Below are 16,639 nucleotides of genomic sequence, written 5' to 3'. Positions count from 1 at the left end.
GTTTTTCTTTTTTTAGCACTCTAGATCATATGATTGAATTTAAGAATATCTCCAAGTTCTACACACAAAATGGGCAAACCATTCCGGCACTGGATCAAATTAACCTGAGCATTCCCGCTGGTAGTATTTTCGGCATCATTGGTTATAGTGGTGCAGGTAAAAGTACTCTCGTACGATTGATCAATTTACTGGAGCGTCCAAGTGAAGGTCAGGTCATCGTCAATCAAAAAGATATGACAGCACTGAGTGCTAAAGATTTGCGTACTGAACGTACTCATATTGGTATGATCTTCCAGCATTTCAATCTATTGCAAACCAAAACTGTAGCAGAAAATATTGAAATGCCATTGCTACTTTTAGGTGTCGATAAAGCCAAACGTCAGGCGCGTCTGGAAGAATTGCTGGATTTCATCGATCTAAAACATAAACGTAATGCTTTTCCTGATGAATTATCTGGCGGTCAGAAACAACGCGTTGGTATTGCACGTGCTTTGGCAAATCACCCTAAAATTCTATTATGTGATGAGGCGACCTCAGCACTTGATCCGCAAACCACCAAATCTGTCCTCGATTTACTTAAAAAAATTAATGAAGAACAAGGGATTACTATTGTTATCGTTACCCATGAAATGGATGTGATTGAACGTATTTGCGATCAGGTTGCGGTAATGGAAGCAGGCAAAGTGATTGAGCATGGTCCAACCGTGCAAATTTTTAGCCACCCCCAACACCCAACGACCAAAACCTTTATTCAAACCGTGTTTCAGCAACAATTACCACGTAAGATTCTGGATAATTTGCAACATAAAGGAATTGATACCATCTACCGTTTACAGTTTTTAGGCAAATCAGCACATCAACCTGTGATTCAAACGGTCATTCGTGAATTTGATATCGATTTTAATATTTTATTTTCCAATATGACTGAAATTAATGGCACGGTTATTGGTCAGATGTTTGTCCAAATATTAGGCAGTGTCGATGTTGTTGCACAAGCAGTTGACTATATGAAAAAGCATGATGTTCTGATTAGCCAAGCGGAGAATGAATAATGAAAGAATTCATTGTGCATTGGCTCACTGTGATTACACAACCATTCTGGACCAGTCCGCTCGGCATGGATCAATTTGTTGATGCCATGCAAGAAACTATACAAATGGTGCTGTTGTCTTTTCTATTTGGCGGAATTTGGGGTTTAATTCAAGGTGTAGCATTGGTTGTCACACGTGACAAAGGCATCTTACCTAACAAAGCCATTTATCATGGTTTGAATCCGATTATTAATGCTTTGCGCTCTTTACCCTTTTTCATCTTAGCCATTGCTGTCATTCCATTGACGAAATGGATTGTTGGATCATCCATTGGTACTTGGGCTGCGATTGTTCCTTTAACGATTTTTATCGGTCCTTATATGGGACGCTTGATTGAAACTTCTCTGCTCGAAGTTAATGATGGCATTATCGAATCCGCACAAGCGATGGGCGCGACGCCATGGCAAATCGTATTTAAGTTTATTTTGCCAGAAGCACGTAGTTCACTCATTTTAAATATGACCACTGCAACGATCAGTCTGATTGGTGCAACCGCAATGGCGGGGGCTGTCGGTGCAGGGGGTATTGGTGATTTGGCTTATTCTTATGGTTATCAACGTTTTGATAGTAGCGTGATGCTCTTGACCGTGATTGTCTTGTTAATCTTGGTACAATTGGTACAGTCACTAGGGAATTGGCTTTCCAAACTTCGCTAGTTAAGCCCAAAGCCGCTATAGAGGGAGCTTTATCAGCTCCCTATTTTATAGCTCAATGATTTTAATGATCTGAGCAATAGGTAACATTCGCTGCAATAAAGGTATTAACATGTAACGGGACTAGCTCTTCAAGTGGCTGATAACCACCAGCAAGTACAAATAAAATTGGAATGCCTTTTTGTTTTGCCATTTTAAATACAGCTTGATCACGTTGATATAACAATTCAGTCGTGAACCATTTTGAGCCATATTTGTCTTTTTGATGGCAATCCATTCCAGCCTGATACACAATTAAATCGGCTTGAAAGCGTTCAATCATTTCAAAACTTTCATGTAAGGCCTCTAAATATTGTTCAAAATTCCCCTGTTTAGGATGAATATATCGAGTAAAGTTACGACTGTTGGCACGGCACCCAAAACGAATCCCCAAAATTCCAAAGTTAATGAGATTGGGTAATTTTGTTGTAAATTGTGCTGTTCCATCTCCACCATGTTGATCACAGTCCAATATAAAGATCGTTTTCTTGGGATAATATTTAGTGATAAGTGCCAGCCCATTAAAAGTACAATATGCAGCACCAGCTTCATAACTGGCATGATGAAAACCCTGTGCAATATTGGCAGCAATTCCCTCTTTCATAGCAAGTTCAGCACCCAATAATTGACCTGCGTTAATTGATAATACTGCATCACGAAGCTGTGGATTCCAGTCACGAAATCCTTGTATCGAAGCTTCTGGTTGTTTACCCGCGATAAATGCTTCGACATAATCAGGACGATGCAACTGTTTAAGTAATTCCACCTCAATGATGCCTGGATTAATGCATAGTGCTAATTGTTTTTGTTCGTCTATTTTCACAACCGCAGTTAATTTTTCCATACTGTTGGTATGAGTATTTGCGTAATAACGTGGTGAATAACAGGCTTTGAGCATAGTATCCCTTTTTATGATTAGATTTGCTCTAGAACAACTTCAATTAATTGGCTCAGTTCAGTACTTTCAGGACGAAATAAACCATTTTGAATCTGTTGTTTAAAATGGTGACTAAATGCTCTCGCCCGATGAGCTGGAGAAATTGCAAGCGTCGTCAGTCTTAAAAACCAGAAACCCTCAACCTCATCGATTGGAATAATATTGCCTTTATAATTTTTATTTTTCCGTTTGCTAATACTTGCATGATCATAGCTGACAGAAAAAAGACAACCCGCGGGTAAACGCACACCATTCATGATTAACGACTGCAAACTAATACAGGAGTGATTATCCCCCATATTTAGTTTTTCAATCATGACGGGTTGTTGATGTGCATCGACAAAAATATTAATTTCACCCTGTCGCAATAAGCGTCGATGCGCCACTTTTAAAAAATATTTTTCTGCTAAAGGACATGAGCCTACTTTGGGTTTTTCTTGGAGGGTTTTTAATTCAATTAAAGGATTCATTTCAGCCAGTTTAGGAAGAATAATATCTTCAATCAACTTGCAAATCAGAATACTTTCTTCAAGTTGCATCTCTAGATAAAGATGTCTAAGTTTTGCCTGAAAACTTGCTTCCTGCGATACCGCCTGATGAAAATGTACTGAAACATCATGGGCTTTGAGATTATTTTGCAAATTATGATGTTGATCCAGATCGCGCCATGAATCCAGATCAATGTGATAGCAGGAACTTTGATTTAAAATATATTTCAAAAGTTTCGGATCATAATCTGCAAACAAACGTAAATCCTGAAAGTTTTGATGATCTCTGGGCTGATTCACTATTTCTGCAATCACACGAGTTGCTTGCGTATAACCACAGCCGCGTCGTTCGGTCTGATGGCTATAATGTTCATTTAACATTTCTGTCAGTTTTTCTGAAAGTGGATGCAAATATGTTTTAAATACTTCGACGATTTCATGATCTTGTCTTCCTGACATATCTCCTCTCCATACATGAAACTACTGATTAATCGTTTATTTAAATGTCGTTATTTTGATTGAACAAAAGTGTTGCTCAAGTGCGTATTTGTTCTTTTAAAAGAATCATAAAATGGTTGAATGATAAAATCCACTGTAAAATCATAAGATTAGCTTATTATATTTAACTGCATTATATTATTAGGAAAGAATGATAAATTCATCACTTTCTAAAAGTTAAACATTTATTCTATGCCAAGCTTACTCAAAATATCTGTTATGATGATATTGAACAAGTATAGACTCGCCTTTCAATTTAAACAGTTTAATTGATTTTTAGGATAAAAAAATGCGTTATCAGGTTCACTTTATTGATGTCCAAAATGATTTAAAAAATTACATATGGATGCTTGAAGATACAGAAACGCAAGAAGTCGTCGCTATTGATCCGACTGAATCAAAATTGGTAGAGAATTTTTGTGAGCAACATCATTTGAAGTTAACTCAAATCTGGCTTACTCACTGGCACAAAGATCATATCGGTGGCGTACCCGCTCTAATTGCCCAATATTCAATCCCTGTTTTTGGCCCTCGTGAAGAGTTGAGTAAAATTCCATTTATCACTCATGCTTTACAACATGCAGATCAATTTAGATTTAATCAATTAAATGTCGATATTATTGCAACTCCAGGCCATACGCTTGGTCATATTGTCTATTTTATCGATCAAATTGATAGTCTATTTTGCGGTGATACACTTTTTTCACTTGGCTGTGGTCGAGTTTTTGAAGGTACATTTGAACAAATGTATCACTCCTTAAATCGCTTGGCTGCACTACCACCACAAACCCAAGTCTACTGCACCCATGAATATACGCTTGCCAATGCACAATTTGCATTAACAATTGAACCTCATAATCTTGCACTGCAAGAACGTGCTCAACAGGTTCAACAACTCAGAGAAAATGGCCAAATCACCTTACCCAGCAGCATTCAACTAGAATTAGAAACCAATCCTTTCTTACGCACTGACTGTGTTGAAGAGTTCGCTAGAATACGAACGTTAAAAGATCAATTCTAAAGATCAAGGATCAATCGGTCATTGGTTGATGCAACCCTCTCTTTTGCCTTATGACCGATCTTTTTTAAAATATGAAATATATTTTTACATCTATTTTTTTTGAATGCTCTACTCATTTAGCTAATTCCTCATCTTTAGCATAAAAAATTAAATGATTAAAAATCAACATATTAATCAAAATAGTTTTAATTTTTTAAGCGCTGTGCTTTGTAAAAAACATAAAAATTGATCTTTTATCTATACAATTTGATGGTAATTTCATGAATTTAAAAATTCTTAAACAGTTTTCCCCTTTAAAAAATTCACAGTTACCCTTATTAATAAAAATAACGATTGTGGTGGTGATGGAGAACATTCAAATGAGAAAAGTGGTCAAAGCTAAAAATTTAATTGCGTTTCGTATCTGGCTAGAAAAACTGGGATATTCCGTAAAAAACTTAGCGGATAACAAAGGTTTTACGTTTAGTTTCAAAAAAGAATATGGTCTTGTTACCTGCGATTTATCTGGTAATAATTTAGCCATTCAACTTGGTGAAGAATTTGAGGATCATTTAAAAGCATAAACTTGATAAGCTATTTTCTCTATGTACTTAATACATATAGGATTGTATAAGAATAGAAATTTAAAAAATTATGGATGAGTTCAAATAGCATCATATCTGATGCTATTTTTTAATGTAAATTTTATAGTTGGAAATTTCTTAAGCTTAAATTTTGCTATACATTTCTTATATTGAGAATTATTCTCATTGCATTAAGTTGTTTTTTACTGTATAAAAAAGACTCAACAATTATAAAAAGGTGGGGTTATGAAAACAGTAGAAGTCGTTTTAGTTTCCTCGACCATTTTCACACTCATGATTATGGTCTACTTATTTGGACAATTAGCGTATAGATAAAATAAGTGATTGATAATAATATAATAATCACTCAAAGGCTTAAACATTATGTTTAAGCCTTTTTAATGTCTACAATTCATGAATATAGGTTTTACAAATAAAAAAAGCTTAATATTCTATAATATTAAGCTTTTATCGAAGCTAAGTTCTTAATTCAAGAGCAAATCAACTCTTGATAATATATGGTGGGGGCGAAGAGACTCGAACTCTTACACCTTGCGGCGCTGGAACCTAAATCCAGTGCGTCTACCAATTTCGCCACGCCCCCAAAACTTGGGATTTTACAACTAAATTCTGGCAGAGGATCAAGGACTCGAACCTTGACGAACGGTTTTGGAGACCGTCATGCTACCATTACACCAATCCTCTAGATCTTATAATGTGAAGGTTTTCACTTCTCACTATAATTAAGCAAAGCTTTATCTTGCTTAAAATGGTGGGGGCGAAGAGACTCGAACTCTTACACCTTGCGGCGCTGGAACCTAAATCCAGTGCGTCTACCAATTTCGCCACGCCCCCCGATGGCTGTGTATATTATAGAGAAGGTTGGATTGTGACAAGTATTTTTTATAAAAAAACCAATTGGTTGATTAAATAAAAAACAAATCAAAAACTTATGTTTATTATATCGGCATTTTTGTTAAGTTAAGTACTTTTAAAGCTTGATTTACATCATTAAATCGTAAGTTTTGCTGCTTGTTTAATAAGCCAGCGAGTAAGGGAAAAAAACATTGTTTATTTTCAGATAGCTCTATGTTGAGTTGTTGGCAATGTAAAATTGCCCAATCTTGATAACTACGTGAAGTGAATCGTTGTATTGTGAGCCATTCATATAAAATAACGCCTATAGCGTATAAATCACTTTGAATAGTTTTAGGACTACCATGAAATAACTCTGGCGCCATATAATGAGGTGTTGCTGTCATGGTTAACGCATTTTTAGCATTTATTTGCTGAGACTGCTCAAAATCGATGAGATAGACGTGCTCTTGATATTTTGCAAAATGTTCAGTTTTTAAATCACCGTGTATCCAGCCAGAGGCATGCATGTTCGCTAAACTCTGTAGTGCCTTTTCAATATATTGCTTAGTTTGCGACAAAGTCATTGAAGAGATCTGATGATCCGTAAAATAAGGATCAGCATGCGGTAGTACCATTCCCCACTTATATAATTCTTCTTGAAAAAAATCATCGATTTCGAGAAATTGTACAGGCAGTACAAAATCATAAGAACCTTGCTTTTGATAAAAGCTGAGCTCATGTTCAAATCCTGCTTTGCTGGTTGGATGAGAATCTTGTAACTGTAGCTTAAGCCAATAGTTTTTTCCTTCAGATTTAAAAGTATAAAGACGACGCCCAAGCGCCATACTTTTAGCTTTGGTCTTTAAACACAATTGATCAAAGTGTCCAAACATTTATTTTTTAACACTTTCTTTAGTCAAATGCTGCGTTTCTTGAAAATACAACAATTCTAAACAATGCTGAATGGTCTTTCCAATACGGGCATGAATTTCTATTGAGGAAATTTTGGGCCATGTGGCTCTCTCACCTTCTTGCTGCAACAGTTTAAATAATTCGGGGCGAGGATTTTGCAGCATATAACTATAATTACGCAGGTTAAAGCGACCAATAATATTGACATCGCCATAATAGCGCTGCCCAACGATACCATAACCATGATCCAATAAACGGCGTACTGGTTGTACACGACCTAAGCGTTCACGAGTAAAGTCCATGAAGCCCATTGCCACCACTTTCGCCTGACGACGTAAAATTCTTTGCGGCCAACTGAGTAAATCTTTACGATAACGCGATTGATCACTTTGCATAAATGGCACGACATGGGGGTTGACCTGACTGGCAATGGTATAGTTCAGATTATATAAACGCGCCATTTTTTCTTGAGGAAAATCACTACGAACACTTCCATCCACCCATTTTGCATTGGCCATATAAGGAGTATGAACACCATCGTAGCGTTTACTGGTTAAACGGATTGGCGGGAATAAAACAGGAACCGCACAAGATGCCAAGACAGCACTCCAAACCAGTAAATTAGGCGCGGTATATCCATTCATAATCCTTGGATTCTGTGAAGCATCATAAGGTGCCACTGCCACATTGGTATGTAAACCTGATTTCTTATAGGCTTCTGCAAAAGTTAAATCACCCAGATTTTCAATTAAAAAGTTTTTTAAATACTTAACATCTGCCAAGCCCCCATTCCCGTTTGCAATGTCACTTAACTTTCTAAAATGAAAGGCTTCAGTGAAGAATTTCTGCCCTTTCAGAATTTCAGGAATGTCGCCAATAGAAGAAGTGCCAAGCATCCCCGCCATAATCGCGCCTGCACTTGATCCTGATAACACTTTTGGCAATAGGTCTTGTTCAACTAACGCTTTACAAACTCCAGAATGAAACAAACCCAGTGTTGCACCGCCAGAAAACATTAAAGCGGGCTGACCATAGGCTTTTTGACAGTTTTCAAAAAAATTAATCTTTTGTTTAAGGGTAAGTGTCTGACAGGTACTAATCGCAATGAATCTCAGACAATGACTGACCTCTTCCACATAATCGACAATTAATTGTTTAGTCCCCAGATAAGTTGCTGTAAATAGCATCGGATGCCCAATATTTGCAATGTCATGGGTCAAGCCTTCCTGCAATAAATAAAGCGCATCTAGTACTCTTTGCTGAGTACGATATTTGCGTAATAAATTAAGCCGATAAGAAATAACTTCAGCATTGAAATAGGGCGAACTGTTATCATATTTCCATTCTTGCGCCCCTGTTTCTTCATCCAATTTTAAGGCGACAGTTTTCCATTCATCATAAGATTCGGCGTTTTTTAATTGATATTTCAATTTTTTTACACGATGCCGCTGATGTAAATTCATATCCTGTTGAAGTGTTTCAAACATATCAAGTCAAATCCTAATTCTGGATTATTTTATGCACTATGCAAGCTGAACAGCTTAGGGTCAATTGCTAAAATGTTCGACTCTAGGTTATAGAGGTTTACTTTGAAACATCACACAAGAGTCTGTATCATCTTGTGGCAATGACTACAAAGGAATCATAATGGCAAACTTTGAACTCCCAGATCATCTGATTGAAACCCTTTCTTTGGTGTTAAAACAACTTCATCAAACTTTGCCAGAGGTTCATCAAGAGCCTGATTTTAATGCCCCAGCCTTTAAATGGCATCATCATCAGCTCAAACCTATTTATCAACCCAAGCAAATGTATCTGGAGGATTTGCTCGGAATTGATACACAAAAACAAAAGATTATCCAAAATACATTGCAATTTCTTGAAGGTTTACCTGCCAATGATATTTTGCTGACAGGCTCAAGAGGGACAGGGAAATCCTCGATTGTTAGAGCGCTATTAACACAGTATGCAGACCGTGGACTTCGTTTGATTGAAATTGAACGTGATGATCTCTCTGATTTACCACTCATTCAAAAAATCATTCAAGATCGTCCTGAAAAATTTATCGTTTACTGTGACGACTTGGCGTTTAATGCAGAAGATGAAAACTATCGTAGCCTAAAGAGTGTTCTGGATGGTTCACTCCAATCAGGTTCAACTAATTTTATTATCTATGCGACCAGTAACCGTCGCCACCTTCTGCCAGAATTTATGCATGAGAATACACCAGTTACCAAAGTAGATGTTCCGCAGTACACCGAATTGCATCCACAAGAAGCCATTGAAGAGAAAATTTCATTATCAGATCGCTTTGGTTTATGGCTTTCATTTTATCCAATGAATCAGGTCTTATATCTTGAAATTGTTGAACATTACATCAAAAAATCAGGGCTCGAGTATAACGATGAAGTTCGTGCTGAAAGCTTAAGGTGGTGTCAATTACGTGGACAACGTTCAGGACGTGCTGCTTATCAATTTTCTAAACACTGGATTGGTGCTGAGCAATTACAGCAAAAACTGTCAAACAATTCATAGTAAATTGTGTCCTTAACTGACTTAAAAGTGACTCAATAAGGTCTGTAGCCTGTCGTTTAAAGATTTATACACTGAACAGTATAACTTATAACTAGACAGGCTATTTTTATGAATCTTTTCTCTCTTCCTAAATTATCTCCCCGTGCCGAACTATTGGCAAAAACTCTACATCACCTCACTCCATTAGTAGATCATTCCACAACTTTTTCACGTCAAATCTTCCAACAAGATGCCATGATCCAACCGTATTTTGATCATCCCTTTTATTCATGTACCCGTTATGGATTTAACTTTCCTCATCTTCCTTCGCCATTACAGTATCTAAATATCTCAGCGATTTTAGGTACAACAGGTTTACTTTGCTATGATCAGGATGAGTTACAGCATACTCCTCCGAGGAAAAATGCCACCGTTTTTATGAGTACCGCTTTTGAATCTTCAGCATTGTTGCAACATTATGCTTTAGATGGCGATGAGGTAGTACATACTTCAAATAAAATGTTATTTGGTCGTGAGCTTTTAATTGAAGGTCATTATCCAGAATTTGAGTTAAAAGCACATTTTCAAGGTATCGAACTTCAATTCAAGATTGATGTGAGTCGTCAAAGCTCATGGATGATGAAAACTCCCTTATATGATGATCTAAGTTTAGTGATGCACTATGAAGGATTTTTTCATATTCAAGGTGAACGCTATCCTGTTTCTGGTACAGGAACATTTGAATTTGCAAGAGCAGCGACGCCAAATAGTTTGCTCCCTCACCCTCTATCACTAACAGATAAAGTTCCAGTAAATTTTGTGACTTATCAAATTATCAACTTGGATGACCAGAGCCAACTGATTCTATCTAAAATTGACGTGGCTGCAAAATCGATGAGCTATAAAGCCTATATCAGGCATAAAAGCGGTCTATGCGAAGTCTATGATAACGTTGAATTTAGTATTGTTGAGTATCAAGACAAACCGACCTTGTCACCTTTTGGGCAATATACGCTTTTACCCAAAAGCTTTGAATGGAAAATATTCAATCAAAACCAAGAACCCTATTTAATGATTAAAGCCAAAATCAGTAGTACATTTCAGTATGGCGTTGGACTAGGCTATGCCGCGGCTTTTGAGTTTGAAGCCATTGATCATTTATATTCATGTCATCGATATGGTCAGGGTTATTTAGAATATATCGATGTAGTTGAACAAACCGAGATTTGCCCTTATCCCGATGCTATTTCAGGATTAACACAACCTCAGCAAAGCATCCCGATCATATAAATAAAGGCTTTCAGGCAAATAGCTTGAAAGCCTTGTGTTTTATCTCTTTAAAAATCCTGAAACGATATTCAGTACATTTTGAATATCTTGATTGGCTTCTTGCGGATTGGTTTGATCGCCCTGTGGGGTCAATGAATTAATAATCTGAGGCAATACAGATGAAATGGCTCCATAAATATCCTGCTTAGGAACTTGTGTTTGTTCAGCAACCTGCTCGACCTGCTGATCATCAAATAATTCCTGCACATTTTGAGGAGCTACGTTATTATTACTTTGTTCAGGGTCAACCCAACTTTGCACTTGAGAACCCAAACCTATATTTCTAAGTTTATCCAAAGCGCCCTGTAAACCACCCTGTTGCTGAATCCATGCCAAAATCAAAGGCACGACTGCAATCAATAATGCCTGTGTTGAACCACCTGAGCTATTAGTTGAACTTTGATTGCTTGAAGCCTGATTATTCGCTCCAACACCAAATTGATTTAATACCGAACCCAAAATGCCACCGAGTCCAGCGTCCGTATTTTGAGTTTGAGTATTGCCCTGATTTTGAGTCTGTTGGTTTGCACCTAACTGACCCAAAACCGAACCTAAAATACCACCTAGACCGCCTTGAGAAGATTGTTGACCGCCCATTGCCTGTTTGGCTAGGATTTCAACAATATTAGTTAAATCCGTCATCTTATGTTTATCCTGAAAAACATTCCATCCTCAGCATAGACCAGTTTTTAGATAGTTTCCAAAAGACAAATTGTTTATTTTTGCAAGATCAACGACCCTTTTAAAATTACCAGCGAAACTTATCCCAGTTATCAGGATTTGCCCAAAATTTTGAGTTAAACCAGTCAGGTACGTGCTTATAGGTTAAAATATTAAACTGCCACAACGCAAAATCCGCTTCGTGTGAAGTTTTATCAATCAATTGGGTAAAACCTAGAGCACGAAGTAATTTTTCATCCTGACGTTGACTCACCACCACGATTCTTTTTGCCATCAAATCACGTAATTTGACTAGCATTTGAGACTTTTGGATTTCTGAAATATCACGCATCAATGCTGTATCAAAAACCACAAAACCCAGATCATAACGCTGACTAAAAGGCAGATTTAAAAACTCATTTACGTTAAAATAGTGCCACTGGATTGCGCTATTCTGGTCAATATTTTGACCTATACAGAGTGCAGTATGTATGGGCTGTTCACTTGATAAATCGTCTAGCATAGAAGTGATGACATTTAATTCAGCCATAACTGCAACCTTTTTTGATGTGAGTTTAAATCGATGGAACTACAAGGCATTTGTCATAAAATGCACGCAGCGCTTAAAGACTGTAGTGTAACTGATCAGCAAGCAAGCAAGGCAAATGTTGAATACAAATTTATATTAGACCGTTCAGAAATTGACCTCCCTTTCGTTCCGGGTCAAGAAGTTGAGATTGAATGGACAGGAAATATTTATTGTACCTCTTGCGGTGCTAAAACGCCGAAATCCTATTCACAAGGTCATTGCTTTAAATGTTTTAAAACCAAAGCTGAATGTGATCTTTGCATCATGAAGCCAGAAACCTGTCATTATCATCTTGGAACTTGCCGTGAAGATGATTTTGCACATAAGGTTTGCTTTCAGCCACATATTGTTTATCTGGCAAACTCTAGCGCACTCAAAGTTGGGATTACCCGAGTCAGCCATATGCCCACACGTTGGCTAGATCAGGGGGCAACCCAAGCACTGCCGATTTTAAAAGTTGGCTCACGACGCTTATCAGGCCAACTCGAAATTTTATTTGGTACGCAAATCGCAGATAAAACCGATTGGCGTAAACTGCTAAAAGGTGAAGCTGAACCCTTAAACCTGCTTGAACAGCGTGATCAAATTATTGAAGAATTTGCGCCAAAAATTCAAAGCATTCGTGAAGAATTTGGGCAAAATCTTGAGCTTAATGAATCTGTTGAATTGCTAGAGAATGAACAGCCACGTGAGTTTGTCTATCCTGTGGAACAATATCCAGAAAAAATTAAATCATTAAACCTAGATAAAACGCCTAAAATTCGTGGTGTTCTGCACGGAATCAAAGGGCAATATTTAATTTTTGATATGGGCGTAATCAATGTACGTAAATACACAGGTTACGAGTTGATTCTACGCGCTTAAAACCTGCCCTTCTCAAGAAAAATGGAGCAATCATTGCTCCATTTTTTATGTTTAATGATCTACTAAGCTTAAAATTGCTTGAACGGGATCTTCAGTATCACCAGAAATGAGTCTTTTATGCATCGAAAGATGTTGCATCACCTGAATCTGAGATTTTTCTATATTCATGAGTGATTCAATTTCCTGTGCCAAGCGTTCAGGCGTGGCTTGTTTTTGAATCAACTCTTCAATGACTTTTTTACCTGCAATGATATTGGGTAAGGAGTAATATGGAATTTTGACCAAAAGCTTGGCAATAAAATAAGTCAACGTATTGAGCTTATAAAAAGTTACCATTGGTCGATGTAACAACATCGCCTCTAAGGTTGCTGTACCCGAAGCCAAAGCCACAATATCACTGGCACTCATCACCATTCGACCAACGTTTGATTCAGTATCGCTATTTTCAAGAATATGTAATTTCGCAATCAAAGCTGGATCACATTGCGCAACACTACTTTCTATTTGAGTCTTACGTGCATCATTAATGGCAGGGATCAAGTATTCAACATTTGGATATTTTGTAGATAAAATCTGGGCTGAACCTAATACTAAAGGCAACAGCCGTTCCACTTCGCCCCGACGGCTACCCGGTAGCAAGGCAATATACGTTTTCTCAGGATCAAGTCCCAAGTTTCGCTTTGCATCCTGAACTGAATTATTTAAAGGAAGTTGCTTTGCCAATGGATGTCCCACAAAAGCTGCTGGCACACCGTATTGTTGATAAAAATTCTTTTCAAACGGAAATAGGCATAACACCAAATCAATGGTTTTCTTGATGCCATGTACTCGTCCTTGTCGCCATGCCCATACCGATGGACTGACATACTGTACCGTTTGAATTGGCAGATTTTTTTCTTTGAGCGTTTTAGAAAGTCTTAAATTAAAATCTGGTGCGTCAATCCCAATAAATACATCTACAGGTTGCGCTATCCAGAGTTCGACCAATCCATCGCGTACTGCAAATAACTTTTTCAGGTCTTTTAAAACTTCAACGATCCCCATCACCGATAATATTTCCATCGGATAATAACTTTTAAATCCTTCCGCAATCATTTGCGGGCCACCTATACCTTCAAATTCAGCATCAATGCCCTGCTCACGAAAACTTTGCATCAGTTTTACGCCTAAGGTATCACCTGAAACTTCCCCAACCACAATGCCAATTTTTAGTTTTCGTGTAGACAATTGCAAACGTCCTGCATCAAATTTATAGCGGGTTCTATACTAACATATAGGTTTTATAATCAAGAAATTCCGCACTTTTTTCTATTTGTGTTCGTGTATTTGTTACATAAGTTTATCTAAAATTACATTTAGAAATATCATGATTATCACAATTAACGATGACAAGAAGATTGTAGAGCATTTAGCTAAATAATAAAATAAATGAGAATTATTCACATTACTTTATCTCATGACCACATCCAACCCACTTTTATTTAAGTTATCACTGATCACTCTAGCGATCTTCCAAGTGCATCTTGCGCATGCAGAAGATACAACTCTACCTGTGATCGAACTTCAGGCGGATGCTTCTGGTAATCAAAGTTCAGAACAGACTAAATCCTACATCATCAAAAAAAGTAGCAGTGCAACTAAGCTTAATATTGATGCTCAGGAAACACCTCAGACCATCAATGTTGTCACTCGTCAGCAAATGAATGACTTTAATTTAAACTCAACGCGTAAAGTTCTTGAAAATACTCCTGGCGTCACAGTTTCGAATCAAGAAACTGAACGTACCACCTACATGTCTCGCGGTTTTGAAATATCAAACATTTTGACTGATGGCGTAGGTTTCCCACTTTCGAATTACAATTATAATAACACCAATCCAGATACTTATTTTTATGATCGAGTCGAAGTAATTAAAGGTGCTGATGCACTTACCAATGCTTTCGGTGATCCAAGTGCCACGATTGATAATATTCGAAAACGCCCGACTAAAGAATTTCAAGCCAATGCTGGAATCAGTTATGGTTCTTGGGATACACAGCGTTATGAAGCAGACGTATCTGGATCTTTAACTAAAGATGGTCGTGTACGCGGTCGAATCATGGGTTTTGAGCAGACTGGCGACTCTTATTTAGATTGGTATTCGTCTGAAAAAAATGGTTTTGCAGGAATCTTAGATGCTGATTTAACTGACACTACTACACTAACAGTAGGTTATAGCGAACAGCAGAATAATCCAAATGCCAACAACTGGGGAGCTTTACCACTTTTAGATAATAATGGTCAGCAAATTTCCTATAGCCGTTCATATAATCCAAATCCAAATTGGACGCATTGGGATCATAAAACCCAAGAAGCATTTGCAGAGCTTAAGCAAAAACTTGGATAAAAATGGACAGCTAAGCTCACTTATAACTATACGAAAACTGAACATGACAGTAGATTACTTTACTATTACGGAAGTCCAACGGTACAAGGCAGCGATGTATCTTTAACAGCTTGGGGCGGCAAAGAAAGAAACGAGCAGAATTTATTCAATTTTGACTTACAAGGGAGTTATGCACTTTTTGGTCAGGAACATGAAGCTGCTCTAGGTTACAATCACGTAGAAAATAAACAAAATGATCAACAATCCAGTGGTTTTATTAACGACTCTAATATCAATAATGATAATTCACTAGGATATTTGCGCCAACTTACAACAAATTGGGCAAGTTGGACTCCTCAATCTGTGACGTGGTCAGATTTTTCAGATGCTGCAAATTACAAACAGAAAATTGATTCATTCTACGCTGCTACACGTTTGCATCTTACAGATGATTTAAAATTATTATTAGGCGGTAATTATGTACAAGCTGAAAGTAATGGTAATAGCTATGGCTCAGACATGTCATATGATAAAGATAAGTTTTCTCCATATGCAGGGATTACTTATAACTTCACTCCTGAATATACGGGCTATGCAAGTTATACCTCTATTTTTAGGCCTCAAACAGGGGTTGATGAAACTACGAACCAAGCATTGAAAGCCGTTGAAGGGAAAAGTTACGAAGTTGGTATGAAGAGCTCTTGGTTGGATAATAAGCTAACTGGAACACTCGCTGTCTTTAAAACCGAACAAAATAATTATCCATTAAGAAGTTCCGATGGCAATCCACTCAATCGGAAAGTTTTAACCAGTGATTTAGATTCGCAAGGTGTCGAAGTTGGTTTAGCAGGTCAACTCACAGATCATGTCAATCTTTCATTTGGTTATGCGCAGTTCAGCATTAAAGACAAAAAGAATGGTGGAGAAGCTCGTACCTATAATCCATCTCAAACGTTAAATTTACTCGCAACTTATACTGTTCCAGTTTTACCAAAATTAAAAATTGGAGCGGGTTTACGTTGGCAAGATTCAATCAAACTTTATGATGTAAGTTTAGGTGATTCAAATCTGATCAAACAAAATGCCTATGCTTTGGTAGACCTAATGGCTAGTTATGATGTGAATGAGCATATTAGTTTGCAAGCCAATGGAAATAATATTACAGATAAAAAATATCTGAATAGTTTTCCAGATGGGCAAGCTTTTTATGGTGAACCTGCCAACTATACCGTTGCTGTAAAATTTAAATACTAAGTCT

General features: G+C 37.3%; 14 protein-coding genes, 3 tRNA genes and 1 pseudogene. 8 read left to right on the top strand and 10 right to left on the bottom strand.

What is annotated here, in order from left to right; all coding sequences use genetic code 11:
* The first annotated feature begins 29 nt into the window (after window positions 1-29).
* Both J500_RS01375 and J500_RS01370 read left to right on the top strand, forming a co-directional pair.
* The gene (locus tag J500_RS01375) at window positions 30-1,052 is read left to right on the top strand and encodes a methionine ABC transporter ATP-binding protein (protein ID WP_004989347.1); all 1,023 of its coding nucleotides are present in this window, start codon (window positions 30-32) and stop codon (window positions 1,050-1,052) included.
* Window positions 1,052-1,747 (top strand): methionine ABC transporter permease, encoded by a 696-nt coding sequence (locus J500_RS01370; RefSeq protein ID WP_004989349.1) that lies wholly within the window; start codon window positions 1,052-1,054, stop codon window positions 1,745-1,747. Before J500_RS01375 ends, J500_RS01370 begins: the two co-directional genes overlap by 1 nt.
* Before the next feature lie 61 nt (window positions 1,748-1,808).
* Here J500_RS01370 and J500_RS01365 read toward each other — a convergent pair whose 3' ends face one another.
* A complete protein-coding gene (locus tag J500_RS01365) occupies window positions 1,809-2,681 on the bottom strand; it encodes a histone deacetylase (protein WP_034697768.1) in 873 nt (290 codons plus the stop codon).
* A 17-nt stretch (window positions 2,682-2,698) separates the two neighbouring features.
* The gene (locus J500_RS01360) at window positions 2,699-3,667 is read right to left on the bottom strand and encodes a hypothetical protein (protein WP_004997408.1); all 969 of its coding nucleotides are present in this window, start codon (window positions 3,665-3,667) and stop codon (window positions 2,699-2,701) included.
* A gap of 328 nt (window positions 3,668-3,995) precedes the next feature.
* Here J500_RS01360 and gloB point away from each other — a divergent pair, with 328 nt between their 5' ends.
* Both gloB and J500_RS01350 read left to right on the top strand, forming a co-directional pair.
* The gene (gene gloB / locus J500_RS01355) at window positions 3,996-4,727 is read left to right on the top strand and encodes a hydroxyacylglutathione hydrolase (RefSeq protein ID WP_004997407.1); all 732 of its coding nucleotides are present in this window, start codon (window positions 3,996-3,998) and stop codon (window positions 4,725-4,727) included.
* A 359-nt stretch (window positions 4,728-5,086) separates the two neighbouring features.
* A complete protein-coding gene (locus J500_RS01350; protein ID WP_004989356.1) occupies window positions 5,087-5,290 on the top strand; it encodes a hypothetical protein in 204 nt (67 codons plus the stop codon).
* Between the two features lie 519 nt (window positions 5,291-5,809).
* Here J500_RS01350 and J500_RS01345 read toward each other — a convergent pair.
* From J500_RS01345 to J500_RS01325, 5 genes are all read right to left on the bottom strand, one after another.
* Window positions 5,810-5,894: transfer RNA gene (locus J500_RS01345), tRNA-Leu, on the bottom strand.
* A 27-nt stretch (window positions 5,895-5,921) separates the two neighbouring features.
* Window positions 5,922-5,995: transfer RNA gene (locus tag J500_RS01340), tRNA-Trp, on the bottom strand.
* A gap of 65 nt (window positions 5,996-6,060) precedes the next feature.
* Window positions 6,061-6,145, bottom strand: a tRNA-Leu gene (locus tag J500_RS01335).
* Between the two features lie 104 nt (window positions 6,146-6,249).
* Window positions 6,250-7,041: a protein kinase domain-containing protein gene (locus J500_RS01330; RefSeq protein ID WP_004997402.1), complete on the bottom strand. Its 792-nt coding sequence runs from the start codon at window positions 7,039-7,041 to the stop codon at window positions 6,250-6,252.
* Window positions 7,042-8,547: a DUF3336 domain-containing protein gene (locus J500_RS01325; RefSeq protein ID WP_004997401.1), complete on the bottom strand. Its 1,506-nt coding sequence runs from the start codon at window positions 8,545-8,547 to the stop codon at window positions 7,042-7,044. It abuts the gene before it with no gap.
* Between the two features lie 160 nt (window positions 8,548-8,707).
* Between J500_RS01325 and J500_RS01320 the strand changes: the two genes are divergently transcribed.
* Window positions 8,708-9,595 carry an ATP-binding protein gene (locus tag J500_RS01320; RefSeq protein ID WP_004997397.1) on the top strand — a complete coding sequence of 296 codons (888 nt, stop codon included), beginning with the start codon at window positions 8,708-8,710 and terminating at the stop codon, window positions 9,593-9,595.
* Between the two features lie 108 nt (window positions 9,596-9,703).
* Window positions 9,704-10,864: a DUF6670 family protein gene (locus tag J500_RS01315; protein WP_004997394.1), complete on the top strand. Its 1,161-nt coding sequence runs from the start codon at window positions 9,704-9,706 to the stop codon at window positions 10,862-10,864.
* Between the two features lie 39 nt (window positions 10,865-10,903).
* Here the strand turns inward: J500_RS01315 and J500_RS01310 are convergent, their stop codons facing one another.
* Window positions 10,904-11,545, bottom strand: coding sequence for a YidB family protein (locus J500_RS01310; RefSeq protein ID WP_004997392.1), 642 nt, complete (start codon window positions 11,543-11,545; stop codon window positions 10,904-10,906).
* Window positions 11,546-11,651: 106 nt separating this feature from the next.
* Window positions 11,652-12,113 (bottom strand): DUF6231 family protein, encoded by a 462-nt coding sequence (locus J500_RS01305; RefSeq protein ID WP_004989364.1) that lies wholly within the window; start codon window positions 12,111-12,113, stop codon window positions 11,652-11,654.
* Window positions 12,114-12,146: 33 nt separating this feature from the next.
* On the opposite strand from J500_RS01305, the gene J500_RS01300 reads away from it, so the two are divergent.
* Window positions 12,147-13,016 (top strand): DUF2797 domain-containing protein, encoded by an 870-nt coding sequence (locus tag J500_RS01300; RefSeq protein ID WP_004997388.1) that lies wholly within the window; start codon window positions 12,147-12,149, stop codon window positions 13,014-13,016.
* A 51-nt stretch (window positions 13,017-13,067) separates the two neighbouring features.
* Here J500_RS01300 and lpxB read toward each other — a convergent pair whose 3' ends face one another.
* Window positions 13,068-14,243 carry a lipid-A-disaccharide synthase gene (lpxB, locus tag J500_RS01295; protein ID WP_004997387.1) on the bottom strand — a complete coding sequence of 392 codons (1,176 nt, stop codon included), beginning with the start codon at window positions 14,241-14,243 and terminating at the stop codon, window positions 13,068-13,070.
* Window positions 14,244-14,472: 229 nt separating this feature from the next.
* On the opposite strand from lpxB, the pseudogene J500_RS01290 reads away from it, so the two are divergent.
* Window positions 14,473-16,635, top strand: a pseudogene (locus tag J500_RS01290) (TonB-dependent siderophore receptor).
* The last annotated feature ends 4 nt before the right edge of the window (window positions 16,636-16,639 follow it).

Source organism: Acinetobacter sp. 479375 (assembly GCF_000581715.1).
GTDB lineage: Bacteria > Pseudomonadota > Gammaproteobacteria > Pseudomonadales > Moraxellaceae > Acinetobacter > Acinetobacter ursingii.
Note: the sequence above shows the minus strand (reverse complement) of the source record. Positions and strands in the feature narration are given on the sequence as shown.

Bases quoted from the DNA above. Each gene is read 5' to 3' on its own strand.
- J500_RS01375 (WP_004989347.1), top strand. From the start codon at position 30: ATGATTGAATTTAAGAATATCTCCAAGTTCTACACACAAAATGGGCAA.
- J500_RS01370 (WP_004989349.1), top strand. From the start codon at position 1,052: ATGAAAGAATTCATTGTGCATTGGCTCACTGTGATTACACAACCATTC.
- J500_RS01365 (WP_034697768.1), bottom strand. From the start codon at position 2,681: ATGCTCAAAGCCTGTTATTCACCACGTTATTACGCAAATACTCATACC.
- J500_RS01360 (WP_004997408.1), bottom strand. From the start codon at position 3,667: ATGTCAGGAAGACAAGATCATGAAATCGTCGAAGTATTTAAAACATAT.
- gloB (WP_004997407.1), top strand. From the start codon at position 3,996: ATGCGTTATCAGGTTCACTTTATTGATGTCCAAAATGATTTAAAAAAT.
- J500_RS01350 (WP_004989356.1), top strand. From the start codon at position 5,087: ATGAGAAAAGTGGTCAAAGCTAAAAATTTAATTGCGTTTCGTATCTGG.
- J500_RS01330 (WP_004997402.1), bottom strand. From the start codon at position 7,041: ATGTTTGGACACTTTGATCAATTGTGTTTAAAGACCAAAGCTAAAAGT.
- J500_RS01325 (WP_004997401.1), bottom strand. From the start codon at position 8,547: ATGTTTGAAACACTTCAACAGGATATGAATTTACATCAGCGGCATCGT.
- J500_RS01320 (WP_004997397.1), top strand. From the start codon at position 8,708: ATGGCAAACTTTGAACTCCCAGATCATCTGATTGAAACCCTTTCTTTG.
- J500_RS01315 (WP_004997394.1), top strand. From the start codon at position 9,704: ATGAATCTTTTCTCTCTTCCTAAATTATCTCCCCGTGCCGAACTATTG.
- J500_RS01310 (WP_004997392.1), bottom strand. From the start codon at position 11,545: ATGACGGATTTAACTAATATTGTTGAAATCCTAGCCAAACAGGCAATG.
- J500_RS01305 (WP_004989364.1), bottom strand. From the start codon at position 12,113: ATGGCTGAATTAAATGTCATCACTTCTATGCTAGACGATTTATCAAGT.
- J500_RS01300 (WP_004997388.1), top strand. From the start codon at position 12,147: ATGGAACTACAAGGCATTTGTCATAAAATGCACGCAGCGCTTAAAGAC.